This window comes from Serratia proteamaculans (assembly GCF_949794035.1).
Lineage (GTDB): Bacteria > Pseudomonadota > Gammaproteobacteria > Enterobacterales > Enterobacteriaceae > Serratia > Serratia proteamaculans.
The window spans coordinates 1405686-1422981 of record NZ_OX461105.1 but is presented as its reverse complement, the minus strand read 5'-3'; the positions used below and the strand labels follow the sequence as shown (position 1 = coordinate 1422981).

General features: G+C 55.6%; 18 protein-coding genes. 9 read left to right on the top strand and 9 right to left on the bottom strand.

Going from position 1 to position 17296, the window contains the following annotated elements; all coding sequences use genetic code 11:
* Window positions 1-50 precede the first annotated feature (50 nt).
* Window positions 51-614, top strand: coding sequence for a DedA family protein (locus tag QOT07_RS06685; protein ID WP_099065188.1), 564 nt, complete (start codon window positions 51-53; stop codon window positions 612-614).
* A 22-nt stretch (window positions 615-636) separates the two neighbouring features.
* Here the strand turns inward: QOT07_RS06685 and QOT07_RS06680 are convergent, their stop codons facing one another.
* Together QOT07_RS06680 and QOT07_RS06675 are read right to left on the bottom strand one after the other, a co-directional pair.
* The gene (locus tag QOT07_RS06680) at window positions 637-1263 is read right to left on the bottom strand and encodes a LysE family translocator (RefSeq protein WP_085115741.1); all 627 of its coding nucleotides are present in this window, start codon (window positions 1261-1263) and stop codon (window positions 637-639) included.
* 75 nt (window positions 1264-1338) lie between these two features.
* Window positions 1339-2232, bottom strand: coding sequence for a LysR family transcriptional regulator (locus QOT07_RS06675; RefSeq protein ID WP_207975984.1), 894 nt, complete (start codon window positions 2230-2232; stop codon window positions 1339-1341).
* 127 nt (window positions 2233-2359) lie between these two features.
* On the opposite strand from QOT07_RS06675, the gene QOT07_RS06670 reads away from it, so the two are divergent.
* Entirely contained in the window at window positions 2360-2797 is a 438-nt protein-coding gene (locus QOT07_RS06670) for a PACE efflux transporter (protein WP_085115695.1), read from the top strand.
* Window positions 2798-3280: 483 nt separating this feature from the next.
* Window positions 3281-4744, top strand: coding sequence for an L-asparagine permease (ansP, locus tag QOT07_RS06665; RefSeq protein WP_283604309.1), 1464 nt, complete (start codon window positions 3281-3283; stop codon window positions 4742-4744).
* 39 nt (window positions 4745-4783) lie between these two features.
* Here ansP and QOT07_RS06660 read toward each other — a convergent pair whose 3' ends face one another.
* Complete coding sequence (locus QOT07_RS06660; RefSeq protein WP_283602759.1) at window positions 4784-5563, bottom strand: HalD/BesD family halogenase; 780 nt, start codon at window positions 5561-5563, stop codon at window positions 4784-4786.
* 112 nt (window positions 5564-5675) lie between these two features.
* On the opposite strand from QOT07_RS06660, the gene QOT07_RS06655 reads away from it, so the two are divergent.
* Window positions 5676-6578 (top strand): LysR substrate-binding domain-containing protein, encoded by a 903-nt coding sequence (locus QOT07_RS06655; protein WP_283602758.1) that lies wholly within the window; start codon window positions 5676-5678, stop codon window positions 6576-6578.
* A 15-nt stretch (window positions 6579-6593) separates the two neighbouring features.
* On the opposite strand, the gene QOT07_RS06650 is transcribed toward QOT07_RS06655, so the two are convergent.
* Window positions 6594-7448 carry an ATP-grasp fold amidoligase family protein gene (locus tag QOT07_RS06650; protein WP_157765477.1) on the bottom strand — a complete coding sequence of 285 codons (855 nt, stop codon included), beginning with the start codon at window positions 7446-7448 and terminating at the stop codon, window positions 6594-6596.
* 154 nt (window positions 7449-7602) lie between these two features.
* On the opposite strand from QOT07_RS06650, the gene QOT07_RS06645 reads away from it, so the two are divergent.
* On the top strand, window positions 7603-8895 hold the full coding sequence (locus tag QOT07_RS06645; protein WP_099065184.1) for an oligosaccharide flippase family protein: 1293 nt from the start codon (window positions 7603-7605) through the stop codon (window positions 8893-8895).
* 9 nt (window positions 8896-8904) lie between these two features.
* On the opposite strand, the gene QOT07_RS06640 is transcribed toward QOT07_RS06645, so the two are convergent.
* On the bottom strand, window positions 8905-9774 hold the full coding sequence (locus QOT07_RS06640) for a DMT family transporter (RefSeq protein WP_283602757.1): 870 nt from the start codon (window positions 9772-9774) through the stop codon (window positions 8905-8907).
* A gap of 81 nt (window positions 9775-9855) precedes the next feature.
* On the opposite strand from QOT07_RS06640, the gene QOT07_RS06635 reads away from it, so the two are divergent.
* The 3 genes from QOT07_RS06635 to QOT07_RS06625 all read left to right on the top strand — a co-directional run bounded on the left by QOT07_RS06635 (window position 9856) and on the right by QOT07_RS06625 (window position 12246).
* On the top strand, window positions 9856-10794 hold the full coding sequence (locus QOT07_RS06635; RefSeq protein ID WP_283602756.1) for a LysR substrate-binding domain-containing protein: 939 nt from the start codon (window positions 9856-9858) through the stop codon (window positions 10792-10794).
* A 75-nt stretch (window positions 10795-10869) separates the two neighbouring features.
* Window positions 10870-11631, top strand: a complete 762-nt coding sequence (locus QOT07_RS06630) for an arylamine N-acetyltransferase family protein (RefSeq protein WP_283602755.1) — start codon at window positions 10870-10872, stop codon at window positions 11629-11631.
* Between the two features lie 348 nt (window positions 11632-11979).
* On the top strand, window positions 11980-12246 hold the full coding sequence (locus QOT07_RS06625; protein ID WP_283602754.1) for a hypothetical protein: 267 nt from the start codon (window positions 11980-11982) through the stop codon (window positions 12244-12246).
* 44 nt (window positions 12247-12290) lie between these two features.
* Here the strand turns inward: QOT07_RS06625 and dusC are convergent, their stop codons facing one another.
* The 4 genes from dusC to QOT07_RS06605 all read right to left on the bottom strand — a co-directional run bounded on the left by dusC (window position 12291) and on the right by QOT07_RS06605 (window position 15528).
* A complete protein-coding gene (dusC, locus tag QOT07_RS06620; protein WP_207975999.1) occupies window positions 12291-13220 on the bottom strand; it encodes a tRNA dihydrouridine(16) synthase DusC in 930 nt (309 codons plus the stop codon).
* A gap of 81 nt (window positions 13221-13301) precedes the next feature.
* On the bottom strand, window positions 13302-14261 hold the full coding sequence (locus tag QOT07_RS06615) for a D-2-hydroxyacid dehydrogenase family protein (RefSeq protein WP_283602753.1): 960 nt from the start codon (window positions 14259-14261) through the stop codon (window positions 13302-13304).
* A 25-nt stretch (window positions 14262-14286) separates the two neighbouring features.
* On the bottom strand, window positions 14287-14736 hold the full coding sequence (locus QOT07_RS06610) for a universal stress protein (protein ID WP_283602752.1): 450 nt from the start codon (window positions 14734-14736) through the stop codon (window positions 14287-14289).
* A gap of 12 nt (window positions 14737-14748) precedes the next feature.
* Window positions 14749-15528, bottom strand: a complete 780-nt coding sequence (locus QOT07_RS06605; protein WP_207976003.1) for an IclR family transcriptional regulator — start codon at window positions 15526-15528, stop codon at window positions 14749-14751.
* Between the two features lie 159 nt (window positions 15529-15687).
* Between QOT07_RS06605 and QOT07_RS06600 the strand changes: the two genes are divergently transcribed.
* Window positions 15688-17295, top strand: a complete 1608-nt coding sequence (locus QOT07_RS06600) for an MFS transporter (RefSeq protein ID WP_283602751.1) — start codon at window positions 15688-15690, stop codon at window positions 17293-17295.
* Window position 17296 lies beyond the last annotated feature (1 nt).

The following is a 17296-nucleotide window of genomic DNA, read 5'->3' as shown; positions in this document are numbered from 1 at the left end:
CACACAGGGCGTATACTTAGCCTTATGTGTTAGAGACATAGGGGATAGGAATGGCGGATTTAGCCCACTACATTACGGATTACGGCTACTGGGCACTGTTTATCGGCTGTCTGGCTGAGGGCGAAACCATCACGCTGCTGGGCGGTATTGCGGCGCATCAGGGGCTGCTGCATCTGCCTTGGGTAATCGCGGTGGTGGCGTTGGGTGGCACGCTGGGGGATCAGATATTATTTTTCCTCGGTCGCCGCTTCGGCGGGCAGGTAATTTCGCGCATGAAGAGCCAGGAAAAGCGCATCGAACGCGCCAGAAAGCTGATTGCTCGCCACCCTATGCTGTTCGTGATTGGCGTGCGTTTTATGTACGGCTTCCGCATTATCGGCCCGGTGCTGATCGGGGCCAGCAAGCTGCCGCCGTCGCGCTTTGTACCGCTGAATATTCTGGGCGCTATCCTGTGGGCGACGATTTTTGTGTTGCTGGGCTATTTCGGCGGTGAAGCGATCGCCCGCTTTATCTCGGGTTTCGACAAACGGCTAACCAGCGTGCTGTTTTGCGCGCTGGTGATTGCCGCTATTTTGTTGCTACGATTTTGGTGGCGCCGCCGCCATGCCGACTAAGGTTATACCCAAAATAATTGCGTTATCGGTTTAGCATCAGCTTCAAACCGAGCAAGGCCAGCACACCACCGCCCAGCCGATCGAACCAGGCTTTAAAACGCAGATAGGTACGGCGTGGGCGTGGTGACGACAGAACAAAGGCCACAAAGGCGTACCACAGCACATCGATGGTCAGTGCGATCACCGGCAATACGAGGTACATCACCGGGGATATTTTATGGCTGAGCAACGCGGCAAACACGCTACCGAACACAATGGCGGTGTTGGGGTTGCCCAACTGAGTCAGCAGGCCGGTAGTAAACGCCTTGCGGAACCCCAGGTGCTGCTCACCGACCGCTTCCACATTTAGCGGCTGCCGAGCCCCACGCAGCATTTTACAGGCCAGATAGATAAGGTAAGCCCCACCCAACACCTTTAGCGTGGTGTAGAGCCACGGCAGTGCCAACAACAACGACTGCAGCCCCAGCAGAGCGATCAAGGCAAAGATAAAACAACCGACGCCCATGCCCAGCGCTACCGCCATACCGTCGCGGCGCGAAGAGGCTACGGCGGTACGCGCCACCAGAATAAAGCTTTGCCCCGGGCTCATCGCTCCCAGCGTAATCGCGCCGCTAATGCTCAATACCGATAATGCCGTTTCGCTCAACATGCTTTCTGCCCCTATAAAAATCCCATTGCTCAAAGTAGCGCAGCGATGAAAATAAAAGCAATGCAGCCACGGGGATTATTCCACTTGCGGCATATCTTGCATCAGCGCCACCAGCTCACGGGCGGCCTTCTCCAGTGGCCGGTTTTTCAGCCAGATCAGGTGGATCGGCAGGCGCAGTTCATTTTTGGTATTTTTGAATTTCAGCCGAACCAGCCGTTGCTGGGCCAGTAACGGTGCGGTCAACGACAGCGGGAAATTGCCCCAGCCCAGACCGGCTTCCACCATGCTCAGCGCCATCGGCAAACTGTCGGTACGCCAGTAAGATTCCGCCACTCGCGGCCGCAGATCGGCAATCGGCAGATCGCGGCTGGCCACCATAATTTGCCGCACGTTAACCAGGTCTTCGAGAAACAGCTCGTTCGCCGTGCCGCTCAGCGCCGGGTGCCGTGGCGAGAGCGTGGCAACCAGCGATTCCGCGCCGACAAAGTGAAACTGCTCCTGGCTGTTGATATTGAGCCCACCGAACGCCAGAGCAACGCCTATCCTGCCCTGATGCAACATGTGCAACACGTCATCCTGCGGGGCAGTCAATACTTCGATGTTCAGCAACGGATAACGGTCTGCCAGGGTTTTGACTGCGGCCAGCAGGCCACGGCTGTTGATGTCCGAGGCGATACCGATCGACAAAGTGCTTTCCAGCCCCTGGGACAACTCGATGGCGTGGTTTTGCAACTGTTTAAGCTGATCGGCAATCAGCCGCGCATGCGGCGCCAGTGCCAATGCCAGCGGGGTAGGTACCGGTTCGCGGTGCGAACGATCGAAAAGCAGAGAGCCCAGTTCTGCCTCCATGTTGGCAATCCCCATGCTGACGGCCGAAGGTACACGCCGCAGTGAGCGGGCCGCAGCGGAAAACGAACCGCGATCCAGTACCGCCAAAAACAGCTCTATATTATCGCTGGAAAAGTTCATTGCATTACCTGTCAGTAAAACTGACAGCTCCTGACTTTTTCTATCAACATGATTGACGGTATCTTACTCGTCAGACGGCAAAAGGTCATCCGACCCTAAAGCCAAAAAATCAGTCAGGAGATGAGTAATGCAAGGCGTTAAACGCAAACTGGTGTATGTCACCGCCTATGAAATTATCGGCATGGCGATCTCCGCACTCGGATTGGCGCTGCTTTCCGGCAGTGCACCCAGCAGCACCGGGCCGCTGGCGGTGATCATCACCACCATCGCCGTAAGCTGGAATTTCATCTATAACTCGCTGTTTGAGCTGTGGGAAAGCCGTCAGGCCTCGCGCACCCGGACGCTCAAGCGTCGCATTATCCATGCGGTGGGCTTCCAACTGACGCTGGTGGTGTACCTGATCCCACTGATCGCCTGGTGGATGGGGATTACGCTGTGGCAGGCGCTGCTGCTGGATATGGCGCTGATCGTAATTATCCCGTGCTACACCTTCGTGTTTAACTGGGCATTCGACAAAATATTCGGCCTGCCAAGTTCTGCCCTGCCGGTTGGTGAGTCCGCTTAAAGATCGACCAAGAATAACCCTCGCCTGTGGACAATATCGCCGCAGGCAGGGGTGAAGCTTATTATCCCCCTTTATTCTCGTCGCGAATAAATAAGCCAAATTCCATGTAGTTTGCGCGGTAATTATTATTCTGTGATTTTAATCACTTTTTATTCCTCGTTATTTCCGTCTTGATAAATTCAATCATCTTGTTGAATAATATATTCTTTTATATATTTAACAAAAAATAAACACAATTGGTCACGATTTATACGCAGGATTTTTTGCCACCTTTACAGAGAAAAGGTAGCATGCTCCGCCGTTATTTCACTGCGGCTGCTCAGATAATATACGCCATGAATTTCATCGCTAAAGATCGCAAGGCGACGGGTATTAAAGCGCAGAATGATGCCATGACCTCATTCTCACTACGATTGGCAATAGCAATCGTTTGCTCTGGCAGCAGAGCAGGGTAACTCCATAGACAGGTAAACAGGACGGATGATGCAATCACAAAAAAAAACGGCGCATGACCAACATGCAGCCAGAAGACGATGGTTAGACTCCCATGAATCCGGTTATCACAAAAGCATGGGCAACCGGCAGATACAGATGATCGCCATCGGCGGTTCAATAGGTACCGGCCTGTTCCTCGGTACCGGCGGTCGGCTGGAAATGGCAGGGCCAGCGCTGGCGCTGGTCTATTTGGTGTGCGGGATTTTCTCGTTCTTTATTCTGCGCGCGCTGGGCGAGTTGGTGCTGCACCGCCCCACCAGTGGCAGCTTTGTTTCTTACGCCCGTGAGTTCCTCGGTGAAAAAGCCTCTTACGTCGCCGGTTGGATGTACTTCCTCAACTGGGCGATGACGGGTATCGTCGACATCACGGCGGTAGCGCTGTATATGCACTATTGGGGGACCTTCGCCGACGTGCCGCAGTGGCTATTCGCACTCTGCGCCCTCGGGGTGGTCGCCACCATGAACATGATCGGCGTGAAGTGGTTCGCCGAAATGGAGTTCTGGTTCGCACTGATCAAAGTCGTCGCCATTGCGCTGTTCCTGGTGGTCGGCGTGGTGTTTCTCGGCACCGGCACCCCGGTGGCAGGCAACACTACCGGCCTGCATCTGATTACCGAAAACGGCGGCATGTTCCCGCATGGCCTGCTGCCTGCGCTGGTGTTGGTACAAGGGGTTATCTTCGCCTTCGCCGGGATTGAGCTGATCGGTACCGCCGCCGGTGAGTGCAAAGACCCGGCCAAAATGATGCCGAAGGCTATCAACAGCGTTATCTGGCGCATCGGTCTGTTCTACGTTGGATCGGTAGTCCTGTTGGTGCTGCTGCTGCCGTGGAACGCCTATCAGGCGGGCCAAAGCCCGTTCGTGACCTTCTTCAGCAAGCTGGGCGTGCCTTATATCGGCACCATTATGAATATTGTGGTGCTGACCGCGGCGCTCTCCAGCCTGAATTCAGGCCTGTACTCCACCGGCCGCATCCTGCGTTCGCTGTCGATGGGCGGCTCTGCACCTAAATTCATGGCTAACATGAGCAGCCAACAGGTGCCCTACGCCGGTATCCTGGTGACCTGCGGCATTTATGTGCTCGGCGTTTTGCTGAATTATCTGGTGCCTTCGCGGGTGTTTGAGATCGTGCTGAACATCGCCTCGCTGGGCATTATCGCCTCGTGGGCGTTTATCATCGTCTGCCAGATGCGCCTGCGCAAAGCCGTGCGTGAAGGCCGCGCAAAGCCGGTCTCCTTCAAAATGCCCGGCGCGCCAGTGACCTCCTGGCTGACGCTGGCGTTCCTGCTGGCGGTGGTGGTCATGATGGCGTTCGACTACCCGAACGGCACCTGGACTATCGCCACCATTCCGGTGCTGGCAGTGTTGCTGACGCTAGGCTGGTTCGGCCTGCGCAAGCGCGCACAGGAAGTCAAACGGGAACAACAGGCGCACGAAGAAGCCCACCACTAAGTTTTTAGACTGCCCCGACCGGGGCAGTTTTTTTATCCCTCACAGCCGGCCGTAAAAGGTCATTCTGGCGCTTTCCGACAGCGCAATATCCGGTTGCGCGTTGTAAGCCAGCACCACCAGCATGCGGGTAATGTCACCCTCGGTCGGCGTAACCCGATGCATGGCGTTACGGCCACGGAACAGCACCAAATCCCCCTCTTCCATCGCCAACGGCTTAACCACACGTTCACCGTCCAACACCTGCGACACGCCGGCGTAGTTCATCTCGCCCCTATCGGCATCTCGCAGGTTTTCCACATATTCAAAACGCCCGCCAGCCTGCGGTTTCTGGATCAACAGCGTGATGGCAAACGATGAGTTGTCAAAATGCCAACCCAGCTCCTGCCCACGATGGGCGTAGTGCAGGTTGATCGAAGACAGACTATCGGCGTAGGGATACAGGCGCTGTTCCGCCAGCACGGCGCAGAGGAAATCACGAAACGGTTGCGCGTCGTACAACGTACGCAGCGGTGACTGCTCTGGGATCTCCTCGTCGGTAATACAGCCCTTGGACGACACCACCAGCCGGTTGCGTGCATGATCGGGCGGCAACGTTTCGTCCTGCGGCTTCAGGTAGACGTTATGCTTGCTGGCCGCATAAAACGCCGCATGGCTATGCTCGGCCCCCTCCAGACGAATGGTCGCCAGGGCCGCCGCGGTCAGAAAACCCGGCAGCACCAGCGCCCCCGCCGTATCCAGCGTGGCTTTACAACGGGCCTGAAAGGCGACGTCATCAATCGGGTTTGCGGATAAATCAACGATATGGGCAAGTGGCTGCATCAGAGGCTCCTGTTGGCATCGCGGCCGGATAACCCACTGTAGCGAATGTCAGATTGCCGTAATAACAAAAATACGTTAAGGATAAGTTAACCAATTCTTAGCGATAGCCACCATGAGCCCTCCTTCCCGCAGCCGCCTGCCCAAACTGAGCGCCATTCTGGCGTTTGAAACCGCCGCCCGCACTGGCAGCCTGACCCGTGCGGCAGACAGCCTGGCGCTGACGGCCGCCGCCGTCAGCCAGCAGATCCGCCAGCTTGAGCAACACCTGGGTATTGTGCTGTTTATCCGCGCCAAAAGCGGCGTGACGCTAACCGAACAGGGAACGGACTACCTGGCCTACGTGCAGCAGGCATTTGAGACACTGCGGGTGGCGCAGCAACATGTCGATCGCCAACGTGGCAAAGAAGAACTGACGTTATTTGCCCTACCGGCGCTGGCGTCAAAATGGCTGAATCCGGCCATCGGCGGCTGGCTGGCCCAGCATCCGCAGGTGGATCTTCGACTGCACGCCACCCATGCCGAAGTAGATTTCGCCAGCTCGGCGGCGGACTTTGCACTGTGTTTTGGCGATCAGGACTATCCACTGCTGGAAAAAGTGCGGCTGTTTCAGGATTGCGTGCAGCCGGTTTGCAGCCCGCAGTTGCAGACCAGCGGCGACTGGACTCACCAGCCACTGATCCACGTGGATTGGGGGAAAGAAAGCCAGTTCCTGCCGGGCTGGCATGAATGGTTCAGCGCCGCCGGGTTACCACCGCCGCAGCGGCGTGGCCTGACCTATAACCTGACCTCACTGGCAATTGATGCCGCAGTTGAAGGCCACGGCATTTTGCTCGGCCAACGGCGACTGATCCAGCGCGAACTGGCCAAGGGCACACTGGTGCCTCTGGCAGAGCCTGTGCTACCGCTCAGCAAACCTTACTACGTGGTGTATCCGCAACGCACGCTGGACAAACCCAAAGCGGTTGAGTTTTTGGCATGGCTGCAGAGCATCACGCCTACGGATAGCGAACACTAAGCATTGCCACAGCGATTACCCGGCCTTGGACATCATCTCGCCCAGCAGCAGGTTGGTCGCGCGCGGCAGATAAACCTCGTTGCCGGCACCGGGGGTCAGGGTCAGCTCCCCAATGTAGATTTGCTCGCGGGTGAGATAGAAATCGACGCGGCAATAGTCCAGATCCGCCGAGACGGCTTTCGCCACTTGTACCATTTCATCCCAGAATGCCGGTTTTTCATTCAGCGTATTGAGTTGCGGGATATCCGCTTGAGTAAAGAAGCAGTGGTGTGCGTGCTCTTCCAAAAACTCCAGTGAAGTCGGTTCAGGCCCGCCTCGCAGCAATTCGACAAACAAATAAGACTGTTTTCCGTTAAACACATGCACCTTATAGTCAATCAATTCACCTTCCGATTCTATATCTAACAACTCCTCGACAATAATTTGCTGCGGGATATTCGCGTAGTGTTTTTCACGAAATCTTTTCCAATAGGTTATTTCAGACCATCCACTAAGAATCTTCGCAATATCTCTATAGCTGACCTGATCTTTATCTTTGACTATTTTCACCTGTTGAGAGGCATTATTAGTTTTGATAACAAACGATTGGGGTAACGAAAGGTAATCCTGCTCGGTGAAATTATCGGTAACCATAATGATGGGGGTTAGGTACTTTTCTGACACCCGCTGGGAAATATACTCCCTGACCGCCACCTTATCTGCTAACCTGCTGAAATCACTGTGTGGATAGCGCATTCGTTGATAGATTTTCTCTGAGAATTTCTTCGGGCTTTTGAAGTTGACCAAAGAGCCATGGGCAAGATAATGGCTGACTTGATAATAAATAAAATCGGGCGCGGCCCGATAGAGTCGTTTTGCGAATTTTCTCATTCTTCTCTTTCTTCCATGAACATAGCATAGGGATAAATGCTTCTGACATTCCGGTTATAGCATCTTAATTATAAAACCCTGTGGGCCTATCCTTACAGAGGGCAAGGAGATAATCGGACAAATCCTATTATAAGATGCAACAGGGAAAGTACCAGTGAAATTAAAATTCATAGATATCAATATCGTGAAAAATGCGTTCTGGATGATATCCGAAAAAATGGTGTCTATCCTGGGGGTGATTTTCATCACCGCCTATATGGCGAAATATATTGGCCCGGAAAGCTTTGGCAAAATTACCTTTGCCACCGCGATTTTCGCCATTACCCAGACGCTGGCGCTGCTGGGCTCCGATACCGTGCTGTTCAAGCGGATTAGCCGCAACCCAGGCTCCGGAACCGCATTGATGTTTTCCACCAACCGGCTGCGACAGGGCTGCTTTGTGCTGTTCTCAGCGGCAATATTGATTTACACCGGACTACGCGAAGATTTCATTACCTTCTACTTTTGCGCCGCCACCTTTGTCGCCAGCTTCTTCTCGCTCAGAGACGTGTTCACCATTTATCATGATGCCCGGCTGGAGTCGCGCTTCAATACGCTGGCCAACGTGGCCGGGCTGGGCAGTGCGCTGCTGGTGCGTTATCTGATCGTCTATTTTGATCTGCACCTGTATTACCTGGCGATCCCGATCGTAATGGTTTATTTGATCCCCTACCTGATCCGCCATCACATCTATCACCGCCGCAATCCGCGCTTTATTGCACCAAGGCGAGTTCGGCGCAAATACGTGCGCTATCTGCTTGCCAGCGGCCTGCCATTGGCGGTGTCCAATGTCTCCATCGCCATTTATACCCGGCTGGCTCAGTTATTTTTGATGTGGTTTGTCTCCGCCGAAGCGCTGGGGATTTACTCCGTCGCCATCACCCTGGCGACCGCCTGGATGTTTGTCACTGATGCCGTCATTACCTCGTTTTTCGCCAAAATATTTGCTTATCAGCGCGATGACGCGGTACGCACCGCCGCCAAACTGAATGGGTTGGTGTTGGCGATCTCCGCCGCGATCGTGGCAAGTATTCTTTTACTCGGCAAACCGGTGATCGTATTGCTGTACGGGGAGCAATATTTAGCGGCTTACCCGGCGATGGGAGTGTTGGCGGTAGCCACCCTGCTTTCCGCCCTGGGCACCCTGGCCTACAAATACATTGTGATTTTCTCCGGCTACGGCTTTCTGTCGAAGAAGATGTTTCTGGTGTTTATCATTAATATCCCACTGTCCTATTTCCTGATCCGCCAATACGGCATGATGGGTGCCGCCTACAGCACGCTACTGACCGAACTGTTGTCGTTGACCGTCCTCAATTACTTCTTCCGCCGCGGCACGGTGTTGCAGATGCACCTGCGCTCGCTGAATCCTTTGACCTATATCAGACGTGCCCCCCAGGGCGGTTAGCTGTACTGGCTACCCCGTTAATGCTGCTTTGAGATGCAGCACCAAGGCACCCGCCAGTACCGTCAACACCCCCAGCCACTGTATGGCGGAAAGCCGCTCGCGCAACAGCAAAGCCGCCAATAGCGCGGCGATGCCACCGGACAAGGTACTGAGCACCGTCACAATGGCCAACGACCCACTGCCGACCCCCACAGCAAATGCGCTAAAGCCCCCCAAATTGAGCAAGCTGGCGACCAGCAGCAGGCCACCCTGCCGCCAGCCCGGCCGCGCCACCAAAGCTCGCCGGTCAGCATTCAACACCAGCAGGGCCGTCAGCCCTACGGCATAACCGAGCCACAGACTGACGCTCGGCCCCAACACGGGCAGCGTGTATTGCCCTTGCAGCCAGAAGCCAATGCCGTAGCAGAGCGCCGCCAGCAGCGCAAAGGCTATCGCCGGTAAAGAAGATGGGGATCTGCCGGGCTGGCGACCCAGACTCACGGCGGTCAGCATCACCCCCATCAGGCACAGAGCCAGTCCAATCAACGTCAGCGCGCCAAGCCGTTCACCACTGATCCACGACAGCAGCGTGGTGACCGCACCATAGCTGGTGACCAAAGGCGCCACCATCGCCGCCTTGCCGATAGCAAAGGCCTGCGACAGCGCCAGTGACCCACCCACCGTCAGGCCGGCGGCCAACAATGCCAGTCCCAAAACGTTGGCAGAGGCCTCAAAGACAGGCCCACTGGTTGCCAGCAGTAGCAGGGTAAAAATCGCAAACCCGATCGCTTGCGAAAAAAATACCGCCCTGCGCACCCCCACCGCTCGGGCGTTAATGCCGACCAAAAAATCCGTGCCGCCCCAGCACAGCGCGGCGGCCAGTCCCATCAGTATGTCCACTCAATCCTCCCGTGCGTTCTTTGCCTCAAAAGTAAGCAAAAAATCACTTGTGGAACATCGATAGATTGGCAATATGGTTGAATGAAACTCAAGCTGAACGCTCAACCTCGCTTGCCCTCCCTGAAAGCCTTGCATACTTTCGAGGTGGCGGCGCGCTGCGCCAGTTTTACCGAGGCAGCGGAAGAGTTGAACGTCACGCTGGGGGCAGTCAGCCGCCAGATACGTCACCTGGAAAATGAACTGGGCGTTGAGCTGTTTCATCGCAAGGGTAACGCGGTGGAGCTCAACGACATCGGAAAACGGCTGGCTATCGACGTAACCCGCGCACTGACGCTACTGCAAAAAGCCAGCGATCGCGTCCGACCGGAACAACAGCAAACGCTGAGGCTGACCTGCACGCTGGGGATCGCCAGCCATTGGCTGGCAGCTCGCCTGCCGGCATTACGCCGTGCCGATCCTGATGTTTCGCTGGTGCTGGACGCCAACGAAAGCCTGCGCGATCTGGCCAATGGCGAAGCCGACATCGCCATACGTTACAGCCCAACGGCCACCCCGCCGCCGCACTCCCGCGAGCTACTCAGCGATGCCTTCGCGCCGCTGGCCAGTCCAGCCTTTCTCTCCGCGCATCCTGAGCTCGTCACCCCCGCTGATTTGGCATTATCGCAGTTGATTCATTCCCCGTGGAAAGATGGGCAGAAAATGGGCGTTGCCGGTTGGCAAGACTGGTTCGCGGCCTTTGGTGAAGGTGTTACGGCACCACGGGGTATCCTCACCTTTAACAGCGTCGGGCATGCATTGCAGGAAGCCATAGAAGGCCAGGGCATTGTGCTCGGCAGCCTGGCCGTGGCACAGGATGCTCTGACCAGCGGCAAGCTGGTACGGCTGTTTGACGAGAGCCGACAACTGCCCGCGACCCACCAATATCGCCTGTGCTGGGCGGACAGCGCCTTCGTTAGCGCCACCACCCGCCGCTGGGTGAATCTGTTGCTGCAGGCGGCAGGCAAACCCCCGGCGTTCTGACATAGCACTTATTGCCCTCACAACTTTGCCAAACCCAACTATTTTATGTTCAATTTTTCTGCTGTGAGACAAAACGTGGACAGACAACGCTACCTGCAACACATTGGATTCGCAGGCATCCCCAAACCCGACCTCCTGACGCTGCAACAGTTACACCGTGGCCATATGCTGAAGGTTCCCTTTGAGAACCTGAGCATTATTTATCACCAGGGTATCCATCTGGAGGAGGAAGCGCTGTTCAGTAAAATTGTCGAACATAACCGCGGCGGCTTTTGCTATGAGTTGAACCGGTTGTTTGCCCTGCTGTTGAAGGACATCGGCTTTGACGTGCATTTTATTTCCGGCGAGATCCGCGCCCGCGATGGCAGTTTCGGGCCGCCGTTCGACCATATGGCGCTAATGGTGGCGCTGGATCAACCCTATCTGGTGGACGTCGGGTTTGGTGATTCATTTCTGACACCGCTAAAGGTCAGCACAGCCGAGCAACAGCCACAAAGCACCGGCACCTTCCACCTGGAACAGGAAGGCGATATTTACTATCTGGAGCGCCGCAACGGCGATCAGCGTTCGCACGCCAAAACGCTCTATCGCTTCAGCCTGCAAAAACGCCAGTTGGCCGAATTTTCCGACATGTGCCACTACCACAGCACCTCACCGCTGTCGCATTTCACCCAGAAGCTGGTGTGTTCCCACGCCACGGAAAATGGCCGGGTAACCCTCAGCGAGAACAAGTTGATTATCACCGAGGATCATCACCGCCGGGAGTCAACGCTGCATTCGGAACAGGAACGCCGCGAAGCGCTGATGCACTATTTTGGCATTGATCTCGACCAGTGATACCGGCGGCCAGGCTAACGGAAAAATAATATTTATAAAACAGGAGGTTCACTCCTGTTTTATTACCCATAAAAATTTCGATTTAAAATACAGCTCGTACGCCTCGCCCTGACAAATATAAGACGCAGACTATTGACAACTTAATTAATACCAAAAAAAACCACAACAAGGTGACAATTTATAAAATTTTACAATTGACATATTATTTTGTTTATAAAGCCTTTTTATCAATATAAATCGGGCCAATTCTAACTGCGGCAGTTTGACATGCTGATATATTGAGCCATATAGGGTAGGCTTTATCTGGCAGTCGCAATTATTTAAATGACGTACTCCAAGGAGCAATGCATGAGTGACAATGAAAACAGCAAAACGCAGATTGATAATTTACGTGATGTGGTTTCTCAGCTAAAGGAAATGAGACACTATGCACAATCCAATACCGAGACGCTGTCTGCGCAATGGCTGGCTTTCGACCAGGGCGAATATAAACACAAGGAATTCGCCGAGGCGATTGGCGAACTGCTAAATAAACAGGGCAGTTGCCTGGAAGGTCTGGAAAAATCCATTCAGGATATCGAGATAGAAATAAATCGTCTCGACAATGAATCCTGATAAATAGAATTTACTCTAACCCGCCTCAGGCGGGTTTATTATTGTTAACGACAAATCACCCGGGCAATATCTTTCGAATTGTTCAGCGCGCGAATTTCACTGAACAGCTCGGTCGCTTCGTCATATTCTTTGCGCAAATACCCCAGCCACTGTTTAATCCGCGCCACATGGTACAGGCCGGTATCACCCTGTTTCTCCAGATGGACGTATTTTTGCAGCAGTTGCACCACCTGCGGCCATGGCATGCGGGGTTCGTTGTACTTCACTACCCGGCTCAGGTTCGGCACGTTAAGTGCGCCACGCCCCAGCATCACCGCATCGCAGCCGGTTGTCTGCAAGCAGTCTTGCGCGCTCTGGTAGTCCCAGATTTCACCGTTGGCGATCACCGGAATGGTCAGCCGCTGACGGATTTCACCAATCGCCGCCCAGTTAATACGCTCCGCCTTGTAACCGTCCTCTTTGGTACGGCCGTGTACCGCCAATTCTGTAGCACCCGCCTGCTGCACCGCATCGGCAATTTCAAAACTGCGGCTGTCGCTATCCCAGCCCAGCCGTATTTTTACCGTCACCGGCAAATGGGCAGGCACCGCTGCACGCATGGCTTTGGCGCCCTGGTAAATCAGCTCCGGATCTTTCAGCAACGTCGCCCCACCGCCGCTGCCATTGACCAGCTTGGACGGGCAGCCACAGTTGAGATCAACACCGTAGGATCCCAGTTCAACCGCACGGGCGGCGTTTTCCGCCAGCCACTGTGGGTACTGGCCCAGCAGTTGAATGCGCACCAGGGTGCCAGACGGCGTACGGCTGGCGTGATGCAGTTCGGGACACAGGCGATAGAAAGATTTGGCAGGCAGCAGTTGGTCAACCACGCGCAGGAATTCGGTGATGCACAGGTCGTAGTCGTTCACTTCGGTGAGCAGTTCACGCACCAAAGAATCGAGAACGCCCTCCATCGGAGCCAATAATACGCGCATGATTACCCCTGCTGAAAAAGACGCGCAATGATACGGGGGAATACCCGCAGCAGACAAGCGTCTCGGGGGAATAAAACCGCGCTACCCCAATTGGCGCAGGGGCTCACCGGCGATAAAAGCCTCGATGTTTTCGATCGCTTCGCGGAAATAGACCTGATAGTTGCTGTCAGCCACATAACCCAGATGCGGCGTGGCCAGCACGTTGGGCAGGTGGCGGAAGATATCGTCGGCTGGCAGCGGCTCGATCTCGAATACGTCCAACCCGGCACCGGCAATCTGCCCCTGCTGCAAAGCGTCAATCAAGGCGCTGCGATCGACAATGGCCGCACGCGAGGTATTGATCAGATAAGCGGTTTTCTTCATCGCCTGCAGCTCTGGCTGCCCGACCAACCCACGGCTGCGCTCACTCAACACCAGATGAACGGAAACAAAGTCGCTCTGCTCAAACAGCGCCTGTTTTGACTCAGCTCGCGTCACACCCACCTCACCGGCCCTCTCCGCCGTCAGGTTCTGGCTCCAGGCCAACACCCGCATACCAAACGCCTGCGCCACCACTGCCATTTGACTGCCAATTTTGCCCAACCCCAGCAGGCCCAGCGTTTTCCCCTGCAGAGTCACGCCCAGCGTCTGTTGCCAGGGCCCGTTGTGTCGCAGACCGTGATTCTCCGGCACCAGATGCTTGGCTAACCCGAGCAACAGCGCCCAGCTCAGTTCCATCGGCGCGGCAGAGCCACTGGCGGTACCGCTGACAATAATTCCACGCTGGGCCGCCGCCGCCAGATCAATAGAGGCATTACGCATGCCTGAGGTGATCAACAGTTTCAATTTGGGCAAGCGGGCCAGCAGCGTCGCGGTCATCGGCGTACGTTCACGCATGGCGACCACAATGTCACAGTCTTGCAAATGTACCGCCAACTCCGCTTCATCGCTAAAATGTTGGCTAAAAGAGAACATTTCAACCCGATCGGCTATCACCGACCAGTCCGCCATGGCGAGCGCGACCTGCTGATAATCATCAAGAATGGCACATTTTAGCTTCATTTCCGGCTCCGGGGATCAAGGGCAGTCAGTCGGCACGCACGTCAACCAGCACCGGGCAATCCGCATTTTCAATCACCAGGGCGCTGTGCGATCCATTCAACAAACGTCTAAAAGGAGAAAGGTGACGGCGCCCCATAATGATCATCGTCGCGTTCAGTGTTTTGGCCTGGGCGACGATAGTTTCTGCCGGCTCACCGGCCACCACTCGGCCACGCGCATTGACGCCGGCGTCCTGCAGCTTGACCAGCGCCTGTCGCACCACGGTGGCGGCGGCATTCTGTTCATCCTGCGCATAGCCGAAATCTGCCGGATCTTCACCCGCTTCAATTTCATACGGACCCGCCATGGAATAACTGAGGTCCACACAGCACAGCACTACGACCGCGGCCTGCTGCGCCAACGCCTGATCAGCAGCCAGTGAAATGACTTTGTGCGCATTGGCGGAGTTATCAATTGCGACCAACAGTGTTTTCATTGCCTTCTCCGGTTAATCTCGCGACGCCACCTTGCCAATCTCATCGATCAGCGCGTCTTTACATTTAAGGATCTCTTCGCGGAAGCGAGCTTCATTCTTGGCCAAACGGGTGCTGGGCACTAACAGACTGATGGAGAAGCGCCCCAGAATGGTGTCGATAGCCACCGCCATGGTAGAGACGCCTTCCAACGTTTCTTCCCGATCGTAGGCCAGACCGGTACGACGTATTTCAGTGAGGTGTTCCAGTAAAGCAGGAAAATCTCGCACCGTCAGATCGGTTACCGCCCTATAAGCCTCACCCAGTAAATCACGGGCCGCATCATCGCTGTTCAACGCCAGCAACGCTCGTCCGCCGGAGGTGCTGTACAGCGGCAGGTTCATACCAATACGCGGCACCACTCGCAGCTCACGATCCGCCACAATGTAATGCACTACCGCCAGTTGCAAACCGCTGGCGCGTCCCAGCGAAACCGTCTCACCGGTGGCATCACATAAAGCCTGCAACCAGGGCGTCGCAATGGCCACCATTTCGGTATGCACGCTGGCAATCAGCCGCAGCAAAGACGGCCCCAGGCGCACACCACCGACTCCGCCCCGCACCAATTGCACAGAGTCCAGCGCGTTGACAATACGTTGCACGGTGGAACGCGGCAGATCGACCGCCAGCGCTATTTCTCCCAGGCTCATGCCATTCGGCTTTGCACCCAGAGCTTCGAGGATTTTCGCCGCGCGGGTGATGACCTGAATACCGCCGGCCCTTTCATCATCACAACATGTTGAGGGTTCAGACATAGGGATTCTTTTCCTTACTTTTGGCCACACTGTAACATTTTTTTCTGCCAGACGGCATGCTGTACCACATTGCAATACAGCGCATCACAATGTAGCATGCGTCACAATGTATCGCCATGCAATACAGTGCATCGCAAGTTTCGTTTCTGGAGTCATACTATGAATGCTCAGCCTGCGCCTCCTGCCGCCGCGCCGCATCCTTTCACTCTGCGTCTGGCTGTGGGGTTGGTGGGTGTGCTGATTGCCGCCCTGACCTCTGGACTCAATGATCGCATCAGCGATCTGGCACTGGCGGATATCCGCGCGGCTATCGGTATCAGTTTCGACCAGGGGAGCTGGATCACCTCGGCCTATCAGGCGGCGGAAGTGTCGGCCATGATGGTTGCCCCCTGGTTTGCCGTAACATTTTCGCTACGCCGTTTCGCCCTGGTGATGATCGGCGGTTTTGCCGCCGTCGGGGTACTCCAGCCGTTAACCGCTGATCCCACGCTGTTTATTGCGCTGCGGGTGGTGCAAGGCCTGTTTGGCGGCGCATTGCCGCCGCTGCTGATGACGGTGGCGCTGCGTTTTCTGCCCCCCACCATCAAACTTTACGGGCTGGCCGCCTATGCGCTGACCGCCACCTTTGGCCCCAATGTCGCGGCACCGCTGGCGGCTCTGTGGACCGACAGTCTGGGTTGGCAGTTTGTCTTTTGGCAGGCGATCCCGCTGTGTCTGATCGCTTCTTTACTGATCGGCTGGGGGCTGCCGCAGGATCCCTTGCGCCTGGAACGTTTCCGTCAGATCGATCTGTTTGGCATGCTCACCGGGTGCAGCGGCATTGCGCTGTTGATCCTTTCGCTGACACAGGGAGAACGGCTCGACTGGTTCAATTCGCCGCTGATTAGTCTGATGTTGCCGGTGTCTATCGCGCTGCTGGTGACGTTTTTGATCAACGAATGGTTCCATCCGCTGCCGCTGCTAAAACTGCAATTACTGCAGCGCATCAATCTTTCTTATAGCCTGCTGACGCTGGCCGGCGTGCTGTTGCTGGCGCTGTCAGGCTCAATGCTGCCGTCGTTCTACTTTTCACAGGTAGAGGGTTTTCGCACCGTACAATTTGCACCGCTGGCGTTGGCCGTCGGCTTGCCGCAGTTGGTGATCGCCCCTTTAATCGCCACCCTGTTGAATCTGCGCTGGATAGACGCCCGCTGGGTACTGACCCTCGGGGCCGCGCTAATCGCCGGCTCCTGCCTGCTGGGAATGCAATTGACCGACGACTGGGCACGACAAAATTTCTGGTTGATGCAAGGCATGCAGGCGTTTGGCCAACCGATGATGATTTTGCCGGTGTTAATGACCTCCACCAGCGTAATACTGCCACCGGAAGGGCCCTTCGCCTCGGCCATGTTTAACACCGTGCGCGGTTTTTCTGCCGTAGCGGCAGGCAGCCTGGTCGAGAATTTTATGAGCCACCGGGAGCAATTTCACTCGCAGGTGCTGGTTGACCGGCTGGGCAATCGCCCGTGGCTGATGACGGCAGAGAGCTCAGAACACGCCAGCGGGGCTATGCCGCTGTTACCGGACGGCTCGGTCAGTTCAGCGGAAAATCTCGGGCATTTTTCGACGCTGGTAAAACATCAGGCGGTGATCCTCAGCATCAGTGATGCCTATCTGCTGATTATTGGCTGCGCGCTGCTGTTGGTGCTGCTGACCGCCTGGTTGCCGAAACGAGTCTATCCGCCGCAAACGCTTTTACCTCTAGTTCCAAAAACATCAGGATCATAAC

Excerpts from the sequence above, each read along its gene's own strand:
- QOT07_RS06685 (WP_099065188.1), top strand. The coding sequence starts at position 51 with ATGGCGGATTTAGCCCACTACATTACGGATTACGGCTACTGGGCACTG.
- QOT07_RS06680 (WP_085115741.1), bottom strand. The coding sequence starts at position 1,263 with ATGTTGAGCGAAACGGCATTATCGGTATTGAGCATTAGCGGCGCGATT.
- QOT07_RS06675 (WP_207975984.1), bottom strand. The coding sequence starts at position 2,232 with ATGAACTTTTCCAGCGATAATATAGAGCTGTTTTTGGCGGTACTGGAT.
- QOT07_RS06670 (WP_085115695.1), top strand. The coding sequence starts at position 2,360 with ATGCAAGGCGTTAAACGCAAACTGGTGTATGTCACCGCCTATGAAATT.
- ansP (WP_283604309.1), top strand. The coding sequence starts at position 3,281 with ATGCAATCACAAAAAAAAACGGCGCATGACCAACATGCAGCCAGAAGA.
- QOT07_RS06660 (WP_283602759.1), bottom strand. The coding sequence starts at position 5,563 with ATGCAGCCACTTGCCCATATCGTTGATTTATCCGCAAACCCGATTGAT.
- QOT07_RS06655 (WP_283602758.1), top strand. The coding sequence starts at position 5,676 with ATGAGCCCTCCTTCCCGCAGCCGCCTGCCCAAACTGAGCGCCATTCTG.
- QOT07_RS06650 (WP_157765477.1), bottom strand. The coding sequence starts at position 7,448 with ATGAGAAAATTCGCAAAACGACTCTATCGGGCCGCGCCCGATTTTATT.
- QOT07_RS06635 (WP_283602756.1), top strand. The coding sequence starts at position 9,856 with ATGAAACTCAAGCTGAACGCTCAACCTCGCTTGCCCTCCCTGAAAGCC.
- QOT07_RS06625 (WP_283602754.1), top strand. The coding sequence starts at position 11,980 with ATGAGTGACAATGAAAACAGCAAAACGCAGATTGATAATTTACGTGAT.
- dusC (WP_207975999.1), bottom strand. The coding sequence starts at position 13,220 with ATGCGCGTATTATTGGCTCCGATGGAGGGCGTTCTCGATTCTTTGGTG.
- QOT07_RS06615 (WP_283602753.1), bottom strand. The coding sequence starts at position 14,261 with ATGAAGCTAAAATGTGCCATTCTTGATGATTATCAGCAGGTCGCGCTC.
- QOT07_RS06610 (WP_283602752.1), bottom strand. The coding sequence starts at position 14,736 with ATGAAAACACTGTTGGTCGCAATTGATAACTCCGCCAATGCGCACAAA.
- QOT07_RS06605 (WP_207976003.1), bottom strand. The coding sequence starts at position 15,528 with ATGTCTGAACCCTCAACATGTTGTGATGATGAAAGGGCCGGCGGTATT.
- QOT07_RS06600 (WP_283602751.1), top strand. The coding sequence starts at position 15,688 with ATGAATGCTCAGCCTGCGCCTCCTGCCGCCGCGCCGCATCCTTTCACT.